15 protein-coding genes are annotated in these 17,873 nt (G+C 73.0%); 4 read left to right on the top strand and 11 right to left on the bottom strand.

The features are described from left to right. Positions 1 to 4: 4 nt before the first annotated feature. The 6 genes from AC4MBH_RS16320 to AC4MBH_RS16295 all read right to left on the bottom strand — a co-directional run bounded on the left by AC4MBH_RS16320 (position 5) and on the right by AC4MBH_RS16295 (position 6,705). Complete coding sequence (locus tag AC4MBH_RS16320; RefSeq protein ID WP_491796020.1) at positions 5 to 1,048, bottom strand: LacI family DNA-binding transcriptional regulator; 1,044 nt, start codon at positions 1,046 to 1,048, stop codon at positions 5 to 7. Further along, positions 1,045 to 2,514 carry a glycoside hydrolase family 1 protein gene (locus AC4MBH_RS16315; protein WP_491796018.1) on the bottom strand — a complete coding sequence of 490 codons (1,470 nt, stop codon included), beginning with the start codon at positions 2,512 to 2,514 and terminating at the stop codon, positions 1,045 to 1,047. Before AC4MBH_RS16315 ends, AC4MBH_RS16320 begins: the two co-directional genes overlap by 4 nt. Further along, positions 2,511 to 3,335 (bottom strand): carbohydrate ABC transporter permease, encoded by an 825-nt coding sequence (locus tag AC4MBH_RS16310; protein WP_491796017.1) that lies wholly within the window; start codon positions 3,333 to 3,335, stop codon positions 2,511 to 2,513. Before AC4MBH_RS16310 ends, AC4MBH_RS16315 begins: the two co-directional genes overlap by 4 nt. After that, entirely contained in the window at positions 3,332 to 4,381 is a 1,050-nt protein-coding gene (locus AC4MBH_RS16305) for a carbohydrate ABC transporter permease (protein ID WP_491796015.1), read from the bottom strand. The genes AC4MBH_RS16310 and AC4MBH_RS16305 overlap by 4 nt, the downstream gene beginning before the upstream one ends. Further along, positions 4,378 to 5,679, bottom strand: coding sequence for an ABC transporter substrate-binding protein (locus AC4MBH_RS16300; RefSeq protein WP_491796013.1), 1,302 nt, complete (start codon positions 5,677 to 5,679; stop codon positions 4,378 to 4,380). The genes AC4MBH_RS16305 and AC4MBH_RS16300 overlap by 4 nt, the downstream gene beginning before the upstream one ends. Before the next feature lie 339 nt (positions 5,680 to 6,018). Continuing rightward, entirely contained in the window at positions 6,019 to 6,705 is a 687-nt protein-coding gene (locus AC4MBH_RS16295; RefSeq protein ID WP_491796012.1) for a TetR/AcrR family transcriptional regulator, read from the bottom strand. Positions 6,706 to 6,802: 97 nt separating this feature from the next. On the opposite strand from AC4MBH_RS16295, the gene AC4MBH_RS16290 reads away from it, so the two are divergent. Beyond that, on the top strand, positions 6,803 to 8,230 hold the full coding sequence (locus AC4MBH_RS16290) for a DHA2 family efflux MFS transporter permease subunit (protein ID WP_491796011.1): 1,428 nt from the start codon (positions 6,803 to 6,805) through the stop codon (positions 8,228 to 8,230). Between the two features lie 58 nt (positions 8,231 to 8,288). Here AC4MBH_RS16290 and AC4MBH_RS16285 read toward each other — a convergent pair whose 3' ends face one another. Next, positions 8,289 to 9,293 (bottom strand): glycosyltransferase family 2 protein, encoded by a 1,005-nt coding sequence (locus AC4MBH_RS16285; protein WP_491796009.1) that lies wholly within the window; start codon positions 9,291 to 9,293, stop codon positions 8,289 to 8,291. Positions 9,294 to 9,327: 34 nt separating this feature from the next. After that, entirely contained in the window at positions 9,328 to 9,984 is a 657-nt protein-coding gene (locus tag AC4MBH_RS16280; RefSeq protein WP_491796007.1) for an Atu4866 domain-containing protein, read from the bottom strand. 80 nt (positions 9,985 to 10,064) lie between these two features. On the opposite strand from AC4MBH_RS16280, the gene AC4MBH_RS16275 reads away from it, so the two are divergent. Continuing rightward, on the top strand, positions 10,065 to 11,189 hold the full coding sequence (locus AC4MBH_RS16275) for an acetate/propionate family kinase (RefSeq protein WP_491796005.1): 1,125 nt from the start codon (positions 10,065 to 10,067) through the stop codon (positions 11,187 to 11,189). Positions 11,190 to 11,200: 11 nt separating this feature from the next. Here the strand turns inward: AC4MBH_RS16275 and AC4MBH_RS16270 are convergent, their stop codons facing one another. Together AC4MBH_RS16270 and AC4MBH_RS16265 are read right to left on the bottom strand one after the other, a co-directional pair. Next, positions 11,201 to 13,651 (bottom strand): phosphoketolase family protein, encoded by a 2,451-nt coding sequence (locus AC4MBH_RS16270; protein WP_491796003.1) that lies wholly within the window; start codon positions 13,649 to 13,651, stop codon positions 11,201 to 11,203. Between the two features lie 52 nt (positions 13,652 to 13,703). Further along, a complete protein-coding gene (locus AC4MBH_RS16265) occupies positions 13,704 to 14,576 on the bottom strand; it encodes a hypothetical protein (RefSeq protein ID WP_491796001.1) in 873 nt (290 codons plus the stop codon). A 126-nt stretch (positions 14,577 to 14,702) separates the two neighbouring features. Here AC4MBH_RS16265 and AC4MBH_RS16260 point away from each other — a divergent pair, with 126 nt between their 5' ends. Beyond that, complete coding sequence (locus tag AC4MBH_RS16260; RefSeq protein ID WP_491795999.1) at positions 14,703 to 15,359, top strand: response regulator; 657 nt, start codon at positions 14,703 to 14,705, stop codon at positions 15,357 to 15,359. A 226-nt stretch (positions 15,360 to 15,585) separates the two neighbouring features. On the opposite strand, the gene AC4MBH_RS16255 is transcribed toward AC4MBH_RS16260, so the two are convergent. After that, positions 15,586 to 15,975 carry a pyridoxamine 5'-phosphate oxidase family protein gene (locus AC4MBH_RS16255; RefSeq protein WP_491795997.1) on the bottom strand — a complete coding sequence of 130 codons (390 nt, stop codon included), beginning with the start codon at positions 15,973 to 15,975 and terminating at the stop codon, positions 15,586 to 15,588. 171 nt (positions 15,976 to 16,146) lie between these two features. Between AC4MBH_RS16255 and AC4MBH_RS16250 the strand changes: the two genes are divergently transcribed. Next, a complete protein-coding gene (locus AC4MBH_RS16250; RefSeq protein WP_491795995.1) occupies positions 16,147 to 17,850 on the top strand; it encodes a GAF domain-containing sensor histidine kinase in 1,704 nt (567 codons plus the stop codon). Positions 17,851 to 17,873: the final 23 nt, after the last annotated feature.

The raw sequence follows: 17,873 nt of genomic DNA, 5'->3' as shown, positions 1-17,873 counted from the left end.
TGGCTCAGGCGCTGTCGCGCTTGACGAGCGAGGGCTGGAAGACGATGCGCATCGGGCGCGCCCGGTTGCCGTCGTCGAGCTGTTCCAGCAGCAGTCGGGCTGCCTGCTCGGCCATGTCGCCGACCGGGGCGTGCACCGTGGTCAGCGGCGGGGACGTCCGCTCGGCGACCCCGAGGTCGTCGTAGCCGACCACGGCGACGTCGTCGGGGACCCGACGGCCGGCCAGGCCCAGCGCGCGCAGCGCCCCGACGGCCATCAGGTCCGAGGCGACCGCGAGGCCGTCGAGGTCGGGGTGGTCCTCGAGCAGCCGGGTCGCCGCCGCCTCTCCCCCGGCCTCGGTGAAGTCGCCGTGGATCACGGCGTCGTCGGACAGGTGCGCCTTGCGCATCGCCATCCGCCAACCCAGGAGCCGGTCGACGCCGGCGGTCATGTCGAGCGGTCCGGCGATGGTGCCGATCCGCCGGCACCCCCGGCGGATGAGCGCCTCGGTGGCGTCGTTGCCGCCGGCGATGTTGTCGGTGTCGACGTAGGCGACCTTGCTGGCGCTGGTCCACGGCCGACCGACGAACACGCAGGGCAGGCCCATCGCGGCGAGGTGGTCGCTGAGGTGGTCCTTGCGGTGGTGGGAGACCACGATGGCGCCGTCGATGTGCCGGTTGCGCAGGTAGCGGAGCATCCGCTGCTCCTCCTCGCCGGGCCCGGTCAGCAGCAGGACGAGCTGCAGGTCGCGGGCGCCGAGCACCCGGCTGACGCCGCGCAGCGTGCGGGCGAAGAACGGGTCGGAGAAGACCCGGTCGTCGGGCTCGGGCACGACCAGCGCGACCGAGTCGGTACGCCGGGTGACCAGGCTGCGGGCCGCGAGGTTGGGGGCGTAGCCCAGGGCCTCGACCGCGGCGTCGACGGCGGTGCGCGACTTCAGGCTCACCTTGTCGCCGCCGTTGATGGCCCGCGACGCGGTCGCCCGCGAGACGCCGGCCATCCGGGCCACCTCGTCGAGGGTGGGCAGCGGCACCGACCGTGCGCCGTCCTCGTCCGTCACGCGGGTCACGCTAGACCCTCGATGCGGCCGCCCGCCGCGACGCGTGCGTACCAGTCGGCGCTGCGCTTGCGGGTGCGCTCCTGGGTCTCGTAGTCGACGTGTACCAGGCCGAAGCGCTGGCCGTAGCCGTAGGACCACTCGAAGTTGTCGAGCAGCGACCAGGCGAAGTAGCCCCGCACGTCGACCCCCGCCTCGATCGCCGCGTGCAGGGCGCGCAGGTGGGCCTCGAGGTAGTCGCGGCGCTCGTGGTCGTCGACGCGGCCGTCGACGACGTCGTCGGGGTAGGCGGCGCCGTTCTCGGTGATCCACACCGGCGGCAGGTCGTAGTCGTCGTGCAGCCGCACGAGCAGCCGGGTGAAGCCCTCCGGCTGCACCTCCCAGCCGATGCCGGTGCGCGGCAGGCCGCGGCCGGGCTCGGTGATGTCGTCGCAGCCGGGGAACGGCGACCCGCTGGGCAGGTCGGGGTGCCGGACCCCGCCGTCGTCGGCCAGCGGGTGCGGGTGCCCGGAGTAGGCGCCGCCGTTGTAGTAGTTGACGCCGAGCACGTCGAGCCGGCTGCTGATCGCGGCCAGGTCGCCGTCGTGGACGGCCTCGTGCCACGGCCGGCCGGCGAAGGTCAGCGCCGCGGTGTCGGCCAGCACGTCGTCGGGGTAGCGGCCCCGCAGCAGCGGGTCGAGGAAGACCCGGTTGAACAGCCCGTCGACCCGGCGCGCCGCGTCGCGGTCGACCTCGTCGCCGGCGTCGTAGGGGTCGGCGACGGTGAGGTTGAGCGTGATGCCGAGGTCGGCGCCCGCGCCGTCGGCGCGCAGCGCCTGCACCGCAAGCCCGTGGCCGAGCATCAGGTGGTGGGCGGCCACGAGCCCGGCGGCACCCTCCCGGCGACCGGGGGCGTGGCGGCCGGAGGTGTAGCCGAGGAACGCCGAGCACCACGGCTCGTTCATCGTCGTGATCGTCGGCACCCGGTCACCCAGCGCCTCGTGGACGGTCTGCGCGTAGTCGACGAAGCGGTGGGCGGTGTCCCGGTCGGTCCACCCGCCGGCGTCCTCCAGCGTCTGCGGGAGGTCCCAGTGGTACAGCGTCGCCCAGGGGGTGATGCCGGCGTCGAGCAGCTCGTCGACGAGGCGGCGGTAGAAGTCGAGGCCGGCCTGGTTGACCGCGCCGCCGTCGGGGCGCACCCGCGGCCAGGCCACCGAGAACCGGTAGGAGCCGAGTCCCAGGTCGCGCACCAGGCCGACGTCGTCGCGGTAGCGGTGGTAGTGGTCGCAGGCGACGTCGCCGGTGTCGCCACCGACGATCGCCCCGGGCACGCGGGCGTAGGTGTCCCAGATGGACGGCGTCCGTCCGTCCACGGCCGCGGCGCCCTCGATCTGGTAGGCCGCCGTGGCGGCGCCCCACCCGAAGCCGGCCGGGAACTCGACCGGACCGCGCCGGGAGCCGGACGTGAGGAGGGAGGTGGGGGTGTCGAGCTCGGTCATCCCTTGAGGGCTCCTTGCATGATGCCGGTCACCAGCTGGCGACCGGACAGGACGAACAGGACGAGGAGGGGAACGGTGGCCATCGCCGTACCGGCCAGCAGGAGGGCGTAGTCGGTCGACTGGCCCTGCCCGGTCAGGGCGAGACGGTCGAGGGCGATCTGCAGGGTCTCGGTCTCCTGCAGGGCCACGAGCGGCCACATGTAGTCGGTCCAGACCTGCATGAAGGTGAACAGGAACAAGATCGCCATCGCGGGCCGGGCGGCGGGCACGGCGACGGTCCAGAACGTGCGGATCATCGAGCAGCCGTCCATCCGGGCGGCCTCGATGAGCTCGTCGGGGACGGCGTCGAGGAGGTACTGCCGCATGAAGAAGACGCCGAACGCCGTCACCAGGGTCGGCAGGGCGACCGCGGCGAGGGTGTCGAGCAGCCGGTAGTCGCGCATCAGGATGAACAGGGGCACGATCGCGAGCTGCGTCGGCACCGCCATCGTCATCACCACGAAGCCCATCAGCGAACCGCTGCCACGGAACCGCAGCTTGGCGAAGCTGTAGCCGGCGAGGGTGGAGAAGAAGACCACCGACGTCGCGCACACCGTCGAGACGACCAGGCTGTTGAGCATCGCCTGCCAGAAGTCGATGCTGTCGAGCACCCGGCGCGCGTTGGCCAGGAAGTGGCCGCCGGGCAGCAGCGGCGGCGGGGTCTCGATGGCGCGCTCCCGGGTGTGGGAGCCGATCATGAACGACCAGTAGAGGGGCAGGGCCGAGCCGATCACGAAGGCGGCGAGCAGCCCGTAGACCAGGGCTCCGGGACGTCGGGTCACAGCGCTCTCCGTCGGGTGAGCCACCGGGTCGCCGCGTAGTTGGCGAGCACGACGGCGATGATGAACAGGAACAGGAGCCAGGCGGCCGCGGAGGCGCGTCCGTAGAACTGGTCCTCGATGCCCTTGACGTAGACGTAGAGCGTCATCGTCATGTACTGGTGGTCGGCGCCGCCCTCGCGCTGCGGGGTGTCGTCGAAGAGCCTCGGCTCGGTGAAGATCTGCAGCCCGCCGATGGTGGTGGTGACGATGACGAAGATCATCGTGGGCCGGATCATCGGCAACGTGATGTGGAAGAGCTGGCGCACGCGCCCGGCCCCGTCGAGCGCCGCCGACTCGTAGACCTCGCGCGGCACGGCCTGCATCGCGGCCAGGAAGATCAGGGCGTTGTAGCCGGTCCAGCGCCAGTTGACCATGCCGGAGATGGCCACGTGGCTCCACCAGCGCTCGACGTGCCACCGGACCGGCTCGAGCCCGACGCTGCTGAGCAGCTCGTTGACCACGCCGGAGCGGTCGGCGAAGAGGGTCCCGAAGATCAGCACCGCCGCGGTCGGCGCGACCACGAACGGCAGCAGCACGCTGACCCGCCAGAACGTGCTGCCCCGCAGCCGCTGGTCGAGCAGCGCGGCCACCGTCACCGCGATCACGACCTGCGGGATCGACGACATCGCGAAGATGCTCAGGGTGTTGACCAGCGACTTCAGGAACAGCGGGTCGTCGAGCACCCAGCGGAAGTTGTCGAGGCCCACGAAGCCGCCACGGGCGTACTGCGTGCGGTCCCAGTCGAACAGCGAGAGGTAGCCGGTGTAGGCGAGGGGGAACATCCCGACCACCGCGAAGACCAGGAAGAACGGCGAGACGAAGACGTACGGCGCGATCTTGACGTCCCACCGCGCCCGGCGCTCGCGGCGCAGCAGTCGGCGCTCGCCGCGCCGTCCGCTGCGCCCTGCCTCCCCCGGGTCGTGCTCCCCCTCCGCGCCGGCGGGTCGCCGGCGCGGAGGGAGCTGGCCGGGCTGGACGTCGGTGCCGGCGCCGGCCGGCGCGGTCACTGCAGGGACGCGACGTCGGCGAGGAAGGTCTTCCACGACTCGTCGGGGTTCGCGGAGCCCTCGTCGACCCGGTCGACCGCGGCCTGGAACTTGCCGAGGATGTCGGAGTACAGCGGTCCCTGGAAGGGCTGGACGTCGATGGCCTCGGCCCGGTTGATGTAGATCTCCCCGACGGGGGCGTCGTTGAAGTAGGCGTCGGTGGCGCCCTGCAGCTCCGGGCTCTCGAGGGCCTCGACCTGCGAGGGGAAGTTGCCGAGCTCGGCGAAGACCCGCAGCTGCTGCTCCGGAGCCGTCAGCCACTCCAGGAACTCCTGGGCCTCGGCCTGGTGGGTGGAGGTCTTGGGCACCGCGAGGAACGACCCGCCCCAGTTGCCGCCGCCGCCGGGGAACACGTCGGCGATGTCCCAGACGACGCCGTCCTTGAGCTTGCCCTGGTTGTCGCGGATGTTGCTGCGCATCCAGCCGGGGCAGGGGATGGTGGCGAACCCGTCCTTCTTGAAGGCCGCCTCCCAGTCGGGGTTCCACTGCTTGTTGCGGGTCGAGAGGGTCTCGGCGTTGCCGGTGACCGTGGCCCACACCTCCTGCAGGCCCTCGTTCTCGACGTCGACGGTGCCGTCCTCGCGCTCGAACGGGTTGGGGACCTGGTTGAGCATCGCCTGGGCGATCGAGCCGGAGGAGTCGTACCACGCGGCGTCGGACTCGGCGGTGAACCGCTCGCCGAGGGCGTAGTAGTCGTCCCAGGTCGTCATCAGCTCGGCGACCTCCTCCCGGTCGCTGGGCAGCCCGGCCTCCTCGAACAGGTCGGCGCGGTAGCAGATCGCCTCGGGACCGGCGTCGGTCGGGTAGCCCAGCAGCTTCCCGTCGGAGGTCGTGGCGGCCGCCTCCTTGAACTCCAGCCACCGGCCCTCGACGTCGTCGTCGGCGAGGTCGACCCAGCGGTCGGGCGCAGCCACCAGCGCCGGCATGAAGTCGCCCTCGATCGCGACGACGTCGGGCAGCCCGGCGTTGGCCTGGAGGTTGGTGTTGAGCTCGTTCTTCCAGTCGTCCCAGAGCGAGACCTTGGTCTGCTCGACCTGGACGCCGGGGTTCTCGGCGTTCCACTCCTCGATCAGGGCGTCGTAGCCGAACTCGCCGAACGTGGTGATGGTGAGGGTCTCGCCCTCGCCGAGGGTGTCCTGCTCGGCCGACTCCGCCGGGTCGCCCCCGGAGCCGCACGCCGCCAGGGTGATCCCGAGCACGAGCGTCGCACCGACGCTCAGCCCGGAGCGGCGCACGCCGCGAGAGGTCTTCTTGGTCACGTCAGGTCTCCTGCCTGGAAGGGTGGGCCCGGGCGGAGTGGGAGCGCTTCCACTTCGGGTGCGGGAACGATGACACGGCCCCGCCGAGTGTGTCAACGGTCACGTCCAGTTTCGTGACGCGCCGCGGTGGCAGGCGTCCTCTGCCGGCCCCACGGGGTCTGGGAGCGCTTCCACCTCGGTCCTCGCCCTGGTCGGGCGCGCGCCGCTAGTAACTCACCGTTCGCTGGACCTACCCGCCCGCATTCGGGCGGGTAAGTCCAGCGGACGGTGAGTTACTCGCCCCGGCCGGCGGTACGGCGACCTCGCCCACCCCGGCGCCGTACGGCCCGGGTCCGGCGGTCAGGCGCCGGGCGCCTGGCCCCGGATGCCGGCCATCAGGGTGTCCATCCCGAACTCGAGCCACTCCTCGGCCGCGCCGCAGTCGGTGAGGGCGTCGGCCAGGGCGACGATGGAGGGGTACTTCCGCGGCGGGAGCGCCTGCAGCGCAGCCCACTCGGTGCGGACCTCCTGCTCGCGCTCCTCCTCGGTGGCGCCGATGCTCATCCCGGGCCGGCCGGTGGCGAGGCTGGTCATGAACAGCATCGCGTAGACCGCCAGCTGGGCGGCGCGCTCGTCGGAGAACCCACCGGCGCGCAGCAGGGCGAGCACCCGCTCGGTGACGTCGCGGCCCGGGTCGCTCAGCAGCATCCGCCCCTTGACCAGCCCGGCCACCGCCGGGTGGTCGGCGAGACCGGTCATCAGCGCGTCGAGGATCGCCCGCAGGCGCACGTCCCAGGGGGCGCCGGGGTCGTCGTCGGGCACGTCGACCTGCGCGAGCACCGCCTCGACGACGCCATCGATCAGCGCCTCCTTGTCCTTGAAGTGCCAGTAGAGCGCCATCGGCGTCACGCCCAGGCCGGTGGCGAGGCGCCGGATCGTCAGGGCCTCGAGGCCCTCGGCGTCGGCGAGCGCGATGGCGGCGCGGGCCACGGCCTCGCGGCTGAGCCGCTCCTTGGTCGGCGTCGCGGCGTTCGTCCTGGGGGTCACGGTTGACAACTCTACACCGTACATGCTGCACTCTCCGGCGTAGATGTACGTTGTACAAGTACGGCGTACTGGTGATGGACGAGGAGAGGTAGAGACGATGCGCAGAAGTCCCTGGGCGACGCTGGTCGTGCTGGCGTTGGCCCAGTTCATGGTGGTGCTGGACGTCACGATCGTGAACGTCGCACTGCCCGAGATGCAGACCGAGCTGGGGTTCAGCCCCGACGACCTGCAGTGGGTGATCAGCGCCTACACGCTCGCCTTCGGCGGGTTCCTGCTGCTGGGCGGCCGGCTCGGCGACCTGCTCGGACGGCGGCGCGTGTTCGTCGCGGGGCTGGCGATCTTCACCGTCGCCTCGCTGGCCGGCGGGCTGGCGACGTCGCAAGGCCTGCTGATCGGCGCCCGCGCCGTCCAGGGCTTCGGCGGCGCGCTGATGTCGGCGGCCGCGCTGTCGATCCTCACGGTGGTCTACGCCGCCGGGCGCGAGCGCAACATCGCCCTCGGCATCTGGGGCGGGCTGGCCGGGCTCGGCGGCACGCTCGGCGTGGTCGCCGGCGGCGTGCTCGTCGACGCAGCCGGGTGGGAGTGGGTCTTCTTCGTCAACGTCCCGATCGGCGTGGCGCTGCTGGCCCTGACGCGCTCGACGGTCACCGACAGCCGGGTGCACACCGACGGACCCCGGTCGTTCGACCTGGCCGGTGCGGCGTTCGGCACCGGTGCGGTGCTCGCCGTGATCTACGGCGTCATCCGGGCCGAACCGCTCGGCTGGGGATCCGCCGAGGTGATCGGGTCCCTCGTCGGCGGCGCCGCGCTGCTGGCCCTCTTCGTGCTCGTCGAGTCGCGCTCGGCCGCACCGCTGGTGCCGCTGCGGATGTTCCGGTCGCGGTCGCTGAGCCAGTCGACGCTGGTGCTGGCGCTCAACGGCGGCGCCTTCCTGGCCATGTTCTTCCTGAGCGCGCTGTTCCTCCAGCAGGCCAAGGGCCTGAGCGCGCTGGAGACCGGGCTGCAGTTCCTGCCGATGGGCGTCGCCGCGATCGTCGGCGCGATGGCGGCCACCCAGCTGCTGCCGCGGATCGGCACGCGGCCCACCCAGGTCGTCTCGGCGGTGATCGCGGTGGCCGGCCTGCTCCTGCTCACGCAGGCCACGACCGACGGCTCCTACGTCGTCGAGCTGCTGCCCGGGTTCGTCCTCTACGGCGCCGGCATCATGGGTGTCGGCGTGCCGGCCCAGATCACCGCGCTCTCCGAGGTCGCCCGCGACGACGCCGGCGCCGCCTCCGGGATCATCAACACCGGCTACCAGGTCGGCGGCGCGCTGGGGCTGGCCGTGATCTCCACGCTCGCCACCTCGGCGGCCACGTCGTCGCTGGCCGACGGGTCCTCACCGCAGGCCGCGCTCTCGGCCGGGTACGAGCGCGGGCTCCTGGTGACCGCGGCCCTGGCGGCCGTGATCCTGGTCCTGGCCGCGGTCTCGCGCCAGCTGGTCCCGGACGCCGACGAGCTGGCCGAGCTCGCCGTCCCCGCCTGAGCCGGGCGCGAGTCGTCAGCCGGTGCCGGAGCCCTGCCGGACCCGTGCCAGACCCGTGTCACACCCGGCCGAGGACGGCGCCCAGGTCGCCGACCGACCCCAGGTGCAGCGCCGTCTTGTCCACCGCGGCGAGCCGGCCGAGCCCCTCGGCCAGGCCGGCCCGCTGGCTCGGCGACAGCGCGCGGGGCCGCTGGCGCCCGGCGTCGGGGTCGACGCGCTCGAGCAGGCCGAGCTCGGACAGGGTGCGCACGTCGTCGGCGGCGGTCCGGGCGTAGAGGCGCTGGACGTACCGGGCGCGCGTCCGGGGCGGGAGCCCGGCGCCCTCGAGGGCGGTCATGGCCATCAGCAGCCGCAGGCGGGACCCGCGGACCTTGGGTCGCAGCCGGGGCGCCGCGAGCGTGCCCCACTTGCGGGCGAACTCCTCGGCGTCGGGACAGTCGAGGTGCAGGAGCCGGGACGTCTCGGCGAGGAAGGGGTCGAGCCTGTCGCCGTTCGAGGTCGTCGCGCCGTGGATGCCCACGCGGAGGTCGAGGGCCGGGCGCGTCCCGGACTTGCCGATGAGGTGTCCTCGGAAGTAGGCCTTGTTGTCCGGTCGCGGGATCACGTCCAGCAGCGCCAGCAACGCCAGCTCCTCCTCGGTCAGCAGCCGCTTGAACAGCTCCGGCTTCCGGGGCCTGCGCCGGCTCACCGCCTCCAGCGGGGCCAGCCGGACCGTCCGCCGCTGCGTGCCGAGGCCCGTCAGCTCCTGGCGGTCGAGCAGGAGGACCTCGTCGGAGTCGATGTGGAACAGCCACTCGGCCCACGCGCCGTGGGCCAGGACGACGTTGGCGGCGGTGGCGTTGACGGTCTGCCGCGTGTTGAGGTGGCGCGGCCGGTTCCCGTTCCACCAGTCCTGGCCCCGGACGGTCGTCACGTGGGGGTGCGACCGGAGGAAGGCCTCGCCCTCGGGAGCCGGTCCGTCGAGGAAGACGATCATGTGGTCGACGCCGTTGCAGAGGTTGCGCTCGACGAACGACCGCAGGTTGTCGACGCTCGTCTTCACCGTGCTGACTGTCACGATCACCGCGCGAGTCTGACACGGGACGGCCGTGCGGCACTCACGTCGGACGGCGCAGCACGAACCCGGCGTGGTGGACCACGTCGCCGACCAGCTCACCGAACGCCCAGAACCCGGAGTCGTCGAGGTAGGTGATCCGGTCACCGCGCGTCCACCAGCTCCCGGTCCAGGCGTCGGCGCGGCCGCTGCGCGTCTCGGTGTAGCGGCCCGTCGGCAGGAGGTGCTGCACCATGTCGCGCGACGGGTCGGCCCACGCACCGACCCACTCCGGCGCCACCGCCCCGGGCCCGGGCGGTCGGGTCGGCTCGCCGCGCCACACCTCGAGGCGCCCGGTCACGACCACGGCGAGGAGGTCCCGCGGCGGCACCGTCAGCTGGTGCCTGACCCGGTCCTCGCCCACGGACCCGTGCACCACCGCGAACGTCGCGGGGTTCCCGGCCCGCAGTTCGTACGCCGTCCGCTGCTCCGCCGGGCGGGCCCGGACCGCGCTCGCCACCTGCAGCGGCACGATCGAGGCGCCGCGGGCATCGACGACCCGGGTCCCGGGGTCCGGGCGGGGCCCGGCGTCGGCGGCGCCGACGTACCGCAGCCGGTTGCCGGTCGTCCACAGCGCGCCGGGCGCGACCCGCCCGGGCGTGACGTGGATGGCGGCGTCGAGGAAGGCGAGGTCGCGGTCGGCGGCGGTCGGCTCGGTCATGGTCTCGAGGGTGCCCCGGCGCGGCGGCGTGCGGGAGGTCGTGGCACCCCCAGGGACGGCGCGACCCCTACGGTGGTGCCGTGACGTCCCTCGTCCTCGTCGTCAACACGGGTTCGTCCTCGCTGAAGTACCAGGTGGTCGACGCCGGGACCGGCCGGGCGTCCGTGCGCGGCACCGTCGAGCGGGTCGACGCATCCGGCTGGGAGGACGCGTTCGCCCAGATGCTCGAGGCGGTCGAGGGGTCGGGGATCGAGGAGGACTCGCTGCTCGGGGTCGGTCACCGCGTCGTCCACGGCGGTGACCGGTACACCACGCCGGTCCTGGTCGACGACGACGTCGTGGCCGGCATCGAGGAGCTCGCGGTCCTGGCGCCGCTGCACAACCCGTCGGCGGCGGCGGGCATCCGCCACGCGCGGCAGGTGTGGCCGGGGCTGCCGCAGGTCGCGGTGTTCGACACCGCGTTCTTCGCCGACCTCCCCGCCGCGGCGGCGACCTACGCGCTGGACCACGACCTGGCGCGGCGCGAGGGGATCCGCCGCTACGGGGCGCACGGCATCAGCCACGAGCACGTGGCGGGCGCGGCCGCCCGCTTCCTCGGCCACCCACTGGCCGACCTGCGGCTGGTCGTCCTCCACCTCGGCAACGGCGCCTCCGCCTCGGCCGTGCGCGGCGGCGTACCGGTCGAGACGTCGATGGGCCTGACCCCGTTGGAGGGCCTGGTCATGGGCACCCGCTCCGGCGACCTCGACCCCGGCGTCCTGCTGCACCTGCTGCGTCGCGGCCACGACGCCGCCGACCTCGAGGACCTGCTGCACCACCGCTCGGGCCTGGAGGGCATGGCCGGGGTCCACGACTACCGCGACCTGCTCGCCGCGATCGAGGCCGGCGACGAGCGGGCCCGGGCGGCGCACGAGGTCTACTGCCACCGGCTGCGCAAGTACGTCGGCGCCTACCTCGCCGTCCTCAACGGTGCGGACGCGGTCGTCCTCACCGCCGGTGTCGGCGAGCACCTGGCCGCGGTGCGCGCCGACGCGCTGCGCGACCTCGACGCGCTCGGCGTGAGCGTCGACCCGGCGCGCAACGACGCACCGGGCGACGGGCCCCGCCGGATCAGCCCCGACGGGTCCCCGGTGCAGGTGCTGGTCGTGCCGACCGACGAGGAGCTCGCGATCGCCCGGCACGTCCAGGCCCTCCTCGGCACCTAGGGAGACACGCCCTAGCCACGGTCGGCCGGCGACTCCGGCTGCGCCGTCGTCGACGGGGACTCGCCGGGCCGCGGCGCCGAGCCGCTCCACGACCAGTCCCGCACCTCGGGCAGGTCGTCCCCGTGCTCCCTCGTCCACGCCCGGGCGCGCATCCGGGTGTCGACCATGAGCTGCCGCAGGCCGGCGGCCCGGGAGCCGAGGCTCGGCACCCGGTCGATGACGTCCATGACCAGGTGGAACCGGTCGAGGTCGTTCATCATCACCATGTCGAAGGGCGTGGTCGTGGTGCCCTCCTCCTTGTAGCCGCGCACGTGGATGTTGCCGTGGTTGGTGCGCCGGTAGGTCAGGCGGTGGATCAGCCACGGGTAGCCGTGGTAGGCGAAGATGACCGGCTTGTCCTGGGTGAAGACCGTGTCGAAGTCGCGGTGCGACAGGCCGTGGGGGTGCTCGGTGTCGTCCTGGAGCCGCATCAGGTCGACCACGTTGACGAACCGGACGGCGAGCCCGGGCAGGTGCTCGCGCAGGATCGAGACCGCGGCCAGCGACTCCAGGGTCGGCACGTCGCCGGCGCAGGCGATCACCACGTCGGGGTCGTCGCCGTCGGTGGAGGCCCAGTTCCAGATGCCGAGCCCGCGCGCGCAGTGCAGGTCGGCCGCGTCGCGGTCGAGCCAGTCGAAGACGGGTTGCTTGCCGGCCACGACCACGTTGACGTAGTGCGTGCTCTCCAGGCAGTGCCGCATCGTCGAGAGCAGCGTGTTGGTGTCCGGCGGCAGGTAGACGCGGACGACCTCGGCCTTCTTGTTCACGACGTGGTCGATGAACCCCGGGTCCTGGTGGGAGAACCCGTTGTGGTCCTGACGCCACACGTGGGAGGTGAGCAGGTAGTTGAGGGAGGCGATCGGCGGCCGCCACTCGATCTCCCGCGTCGTCTTGAGCCACTTGGCGTGCTGGTTGAGCATCGCGTCGACGATGTGGATGAACGCCTCGTAGCAGCTGAACAGGCCGTGCCGGCCGGTGAGCAGGTAGCCCTCGAGCCAGCCCTGGCAGGTGTGCTCGGAGAGGATCTCCACGACCCGGCCGCTCGGGGCGAGGTGCTCGTCGACGTCCCAGATCTCACCGGCGAAGACCTTGTCGGTCACCTCGTAGACGCCGTCGAGACGGTTGGAGGCGGTCTCGTCGGGCCCGAAGATGCGGAAGTTGTCGGTGTTGTCGCGCATCACGTCGGTGAGGTAGTGGCCCAGCACCCGGGTGGCCTCGTGGGCCGAAGCCCCCGGCGCCGTCACCTCGACCGCGTGCTCGGCGTAGTCGCGCAGCACCAGCGGACGGCGGAGCAGGCCGCCGTTGGCGTGCGGGTTGGCGCTCATCCGGCTCTTGCCGGACGGCGACAGCTCGCGCAGCCGCGCGACCAGCCGCCCGTCGTCATCGAACAGCTCCTCGGGGCGGTAGGTGCGCATCCACTCCTCGAGCAGGCCGCGGTGGTCGTCGTCCTCGCGGGTGTTGGCCAACGGCACCTGGTGCGCGCGCCACGTCCCCTCGACCTGCACGCCGTCGACCACCTGTGGGCCCGTCCAGCCCTTGGGCGTGACCAGCACGATCATCGGCCAGGGCCGCCGGACGACGTCGCCGTCCTCGCGGGCCGCGCGCTGGATCTCCCGGATCGTGTCGTGGGCGTGGTCGAGCGTCGCGGCCAGCTGCCGGTGCACGTCGGCGGGGTCGTCGCCCTCGACGAGGAGCACCTCGTGGCCGTAGCCGCGCAGCAGGCTCTCGAGCTCGGCACGCGGGATGCGGGCGGGGATGGTGGGGTTGGCGATCTTCCAGCCGTTGAGGTGCAGGATCGGCAGCACCGCGCCGTCGGCCACCGGGTCGACGAACTTGTTGGCGTGCCACGACGCGGCCAGCGGGCCGGTCTCGAACTCGCCGTCGCCGATCACCGCCGTGACCAGCAGGTCGGGGTTGTCCATCGCGGCGCCGTAGGCGTGGGAGAGCACGTAGCCGAGCTCGCCGCCCTCGTGGATCGAGCCCGGCGTCTCCGGGGCCACGTGGCTCGGGATGCCGCCGGGGAAGGAGAACTGGCGGAAGAGGTGCTGCATCCCCCTCTCGTCGTCGCCGACGTGCGGGTAGACCTCGCTGTAGGTGCCCTCCAGCCAGGCGTTCGCGACGGCGGCGGGACCCCCGTGGCCGGGACCGGCGAGGAAGATCGCGTCGACGTCCCGCTCCCGGATGAGCCGGTTGAGATGGGTCCAGAGCAGGTTGAGGCCCGGCGTCGTGCCCCAGTGCCCGAGGAGCCGCGGCTTGATGTCCTCACGCACCAGCGGCCTGCGCAGCAGCGGGTTGTCCAGCAGGTAGATCTGACCCACCGAGAGGTAGTTGGCGGCCCGCCACCACGCGTCGAGGAGCTCGACCTCCTCCCCGGTCAGGGGGGTGCCCGTCGCCGATCCCGGTGCTTCCTCTGTCTGCGTCATGGGTCCAACCTCGCTGTGGATCGTTCGAAGGGCAACAGGTGACAGCCAGGCGTCAGGGCTGTCGGACGACCTCGGAGAGAGGTCGGCGGGGGGTACGGGGCAGCTGCTCGTTGCTGAGGGCCTGCCAGCCCACGCGCAGCAGCAGGTGGGGGACGGCGCGGTCGAGCAGCACCTCGTGCTGCAGCGACGCGCGGGTGACGTCGACCTCCACCACCTGGCTCAGGGGGACGATCGCGAGGCCGTCGGCGACGGCGTGCAGCCAGACGGCGCCCAGGGCCTCGCCCGCCGCGAGCCACGACGCCCGGTCGTCGGCGACCCCGCACAGCACGAGCACACCGTCGGTGGTCTCGACGTGGTGGTCGCGGCCGCCGGCGGGCAGGCTCGCCGTCTCGTCGACGTCGGCGGTCTGGGCGGCGTAGGCCCGGGCGACCAGGCGCTCCACGCGGAGGCGGTCGACGATGTCGGTGAGCGTGACCGCCGGGGCGCCCCAGGTGGCGGCGACCTCGGCCAGTCGCTCGAGGCGCTCGCCCTGGACCGGCCAGGTGGTGAAGCGCCGCCGGTCGGTACGCCGCTCGTGCAGCGCGCGCAGGAGGGCGGCGTCCTCGTCGGTCACCGGCGCCGGCGCCAGGGAGATCCGGGCGAGCAGGTCGGAGCCGGGTCCCTCGGGCCAGCGCTCGACCAGCGGCCGCCGGCCGAGGCCGCGGGCGGCCACCTGGGCGTGGTGCAGCGCGGTCCCGCAGCTGATGAGCAGGTGGCGGCCCTGGGGGTCGGCGCGCGCCAGGCGGCGGGTGTCGTCGGCGTACAGCTCGATGGTCCGGCCGGCCACCCGCCACGACCACGGCTGGGTGTTGTGGATCGACGGCGCGCGACAGGCGGCCTCGACCACGGCGAGCGTGTCCGTGGTCCTGACGTCCTCGACGAGCATGGTGGGCCTCCTGGGTGGTCCTCCCACGGTGCGCGAGGCCGGCGTCGCGGAGCAGGGACCAAGGTCCCGTCCTCGGGGGCCACGAGTCGCTCGTCGGCACGGCTGCCCCGGTCTACCGTGGGGCTCATGCCCGACGTACCGGCCTCTGCCGCCCCGATCCGAGTCTTCCTGCTCGACGACCACGAGCTGGTCCGCCGGGGCATCAAGGACCTGCTCGAGAGCGAGGGCGACATCGTCGTGATCGGCGAGTCCGGCCTCGCCGAGGAGGCCGCCCGCCGGATCCCGGCGCTGCGCCCCGACGTCGCCATCCTCGACGGCCGCCTGCCCGACGGGTCCGGCATCGACGTCTGTCGTGAGGTCCGCTCGCGCGACCCCCGGATCAAGGCGCTGATCCTCACGTCGTACGACGACGACGACGCGCTGTTCGCCGCGATCATGGCCGGCGCAGCGGGCTACATCCTCAAGCAGGTCCGCGGCACCGACTTCATCGACACCGTGCGCCGCGTCGCCGACGGACAGTCGATGCTCGACCCCCACGTCACCGCCCAGGTCCTCGAGCGCGTCCGCAACGGACCGGCCGTCGACAAGGAGCTCTCCCAGCTCACCAGCCAGGAGCAGCGCATCCTCGAGCTGATCGGCAAGGGCCTGACCAACCGGCAGATCGCCGAGCAGATGTTCCTGGCCGAGAAGACGGTGAAGAACTACGTCTCCGCCCTGCTCGCCAAGCTCAACCTCACCAGCCGCACCCAGGCCGCGATCTTCGCGACCAAGCGCCACCAGTAGTCGGCCGCGGGCGGTATTTCTTGCGGCCGGTGCCGGCCGCCCCACCGGCGAAGCCGACCCACGGGTGGTCGGCACCGGACGCAATCCGCCCGTCGGCCGACCATCCAGCACGGCCGCGGGCGGTATTTCTTGCGGCCGGTGCCGGCCGCCCCACCGGCGAAGCCGACCCACGGGTGGTCGGCACCGGACGCAATCCGCCCGTCGGCCGACCATCCAGAGCCGGCACTCACACCAAGCGTCTGCCCGTGACCTGGTACGGCTCGACGCGCAGGCGCAGGGTGCGGGGGCCGGACGGCCAGACGTCGACGTCGTCGGGGCCGGCGACCTCGGTGTGCGCGGTGCCGCGCACCAGCACGCTCCAACCGGTCCGCGTGTCCTCGTCGGTCTCGTCGACCTCGAAGGCCACCGGGCCGTCGTCGGTCTCGCGCAGCGCCGAGTAGGGCTTGGTCCGCAGCACGACCTGACCGGACTCGACGACGTAGTTGACCGGGACGACGGTCAGTCCGTCACGTCCCTGCCACGCCAGCCGGCCCGTCGGGCGCGAACCCAGCAGCTCCCAGCACTCGGCCTCGTCGAGCTCGATGAGTCGCCGCTCAGGGTCCAGGTGTTGCGTCATCGTCGTTCCTCTCGTCTGGTGTACTCACCCTGGGCCGCCCGCGGGGACGACGGCAGAAGCCTGCGTCCCGTCGTGCCGGGACCAAGGTCCCCCGCGCTTGCTAGCGTGCGGAGCGCAGGACGGTGACTGGGAGGCCGGGATGGGCGAGACCAGGCGGGCGGGCACGCGCCCATGACGACGCCGCTGTCGCAGGCCGACTTCGACGAGCTGCTGCGCGAGGTCCTCTCCCGCGTGGAGGGCGTCCTCGACGAGCAGGAGCGGCTGCGGCTCCTGCTGGACGCCGTCGTGACGATGGCGGCCGACCTCACGCTCGACGGCGTGCTCGCCCGGATCGTGGCGATCGCCAGCAGGCTGGTCGACGCGCGGTACGCCGCCCTGGGGGTCCTGGCCGTCGGCCCCGGGGCGCGGCTGCGGACCTTCATCCACCACGGCCTCGAACCCGGACAGCTGGCCGAGATCGGCGACCTGCCGAGCGGCCACGGCCTCCTGGGCCTGATCATCGACCGGCCGGAGCCGTTGCGGCTGCACGACATCGCGGCCCACCCGGCGTCGTACGGCTTCCCACCGAGCCACCCGCCGATGAGCTCGTTCCTCGGGGTGCCGGTGCGGATCCGCGACCGCGTCTTCGGCAACCTCTACCTCACCGAGAAGGCCGGCGGCGTCGACTTCACCGAGCAGGACGAGCGCGTCGTGGTCGCCCTCGCCGCGGCGGCCGGCGTCGTCATCGAGAACGCCCGTCTCTACGAGGAGGCGTCCCGGCGCGAGCGGTGGCTGTCGGCCACCGCCGAGATCACCCGCCTGCTCGCGGGCGCCGACACGGGAGCCGACGCGCTGCAGACCGTCGCCGACCTCGCCCGGGAGGTGGCCGCCGCCGACGTCGCCTGGATCGTGGCCGGCACCGGCGGCGACGACCTCACCCTGCACGTCACCTCGGGGGTGGACACCGACCCGGAGCGGATGGGGGCGCTCGACCTGACCCGGTCGCTGGCGAGCACCGTGGTCCGCACCGGCGAGCCGCTCTCCGTCGAGGACCTGGGCGCGGACCCCCGCGCCCTCGACGTGCCCCGCGAGCTGGGCTGGCCGCGGCTCGGCCCGGTCGTGGTCGTGCCGCTGGGATCCGCCGGCGTGGTCGAGGGCGCGCTGGCGCTGGCCTGGACACGCGAGCACGCCGCCGCGTTCCACGCCGTCGACCCGGCGCTACCGGCCAGCTTCGCCGAGCAGGCGGCGCTGGCGATCCAGGTGGCGCGGGCGCGGCACGACCAGCAACGGCTGGCGGTCTTCCAGGACCGCGACCGGATCGGCAGGGACCTGCACGACCTGGTCATCCAGCGCCTGTTCGCGGTGGGCCTGGGCCTGCAGAGCGCGGCGCGCCAGTCCGACCAGCCGCAGGTGACCGACCGCCTCGAGCAGGCCGTGGACGACCTGGACGCCACGATCAAGGACATCCGGCGCTCGATCTTCGCCCTGGGTGCGTTGGAGGCCTCGGCCGACATCCAGGCCGAGGTGACCCGGCTCGTCCAGCGCGCCGAGAGCACGTTGGAGTTCCGGCCCTCGCTGCGGTTCGAGGGGCCGGTACGCAGCATGGTCGGCGACCGGGTGGCGCCGGACCTGCTCGCCGTCCTGGCCGAGGCGCTGTCCAACGCGACCCGCCACGCGGCCGCCTCGGCCGTCGACGTGGTGCTCGAGGCCACCTCGCGCGAGGTGGTCCTCACGGTCACCGACAACGGCCGCGGCCTGCCCGAGGGGGCCCGGGAGAGCGGGGTGGGCAACATGCGCGACCGCGCGCTGAACCACGGCGGCACCTTTGACATCCGCCCCGGCCCGGACACCGGCACCCAGGTGCGCTGGGCCGTCCCCGTCCCTGTCCCCGGCTGACCAGTCGGCCGGCGGGCGGTATT

The sequence above is a fragment of the Nocardioides sp. WJ219 genome (assembly GCF_058559815.1).
This window is presented reverse-complemented; position numbering and strand designations above follow the sequence as displayed.

Coding starts and splice junctions, on each gene's coding strand:
- AC4MBH_RS16315 (WP_491796018.1), bottom strand. CDS start 2,514: ATGACCGAGCTCGACACCCCCACCTCCCTCCTCACGTCCGGCTCCCGG.
- AC4MBH_RS16290 (WP_491796011.1), top strand. CDS start 6,803: ATGCGCAGAAGTCCCTGGGCGACGCTGGTCGTGCTGGCGTTGGCCCAG.
- AC4MBH_RS16280 (WP_491796007.1), bottom strand. CDS start 9,984: ATGACCGAGCCGACCGCCGCCGACCGCGACCTCGCCTTCCTCGACGCC.
- AC4MBH_RS16270 (WP_491796003.1), bottom strand. CDS start 13,651: ATGACGCAGACAGAGGAAGCACCGGGATCGGCGACGGGCACCCCCCTG.
- AC4MBH_RS16265 (WP_491796001.1), bottom strand. CDS start 14,576: ATGCTCGTCGAGGACGTCAGGACCACGGACACGCTCGCCGTGGTCGAG.
- AC4MBH_RS16260 (WP_491795999.1), top strand. CDS start 14,703: ATGCCCGACGTACCGGCCTCTGCCGCCCCGATCCGAGTCTTCCTGCTC.
- AC4MBH_RS16255 (WP_491795997.1), bottom strand. CDS start 15,975: ATGACGCAACACCTGGACCCTGAGCGGCGACTCATCGAGCTCGACGAG.
- AC4MBH_RS16250 (WP_491795995.1), top strand. CDS start 16,147: ATGACGACGCCGCTGTCGCAGGCCGACTTCGACGAGCTGCTGCGCGAG.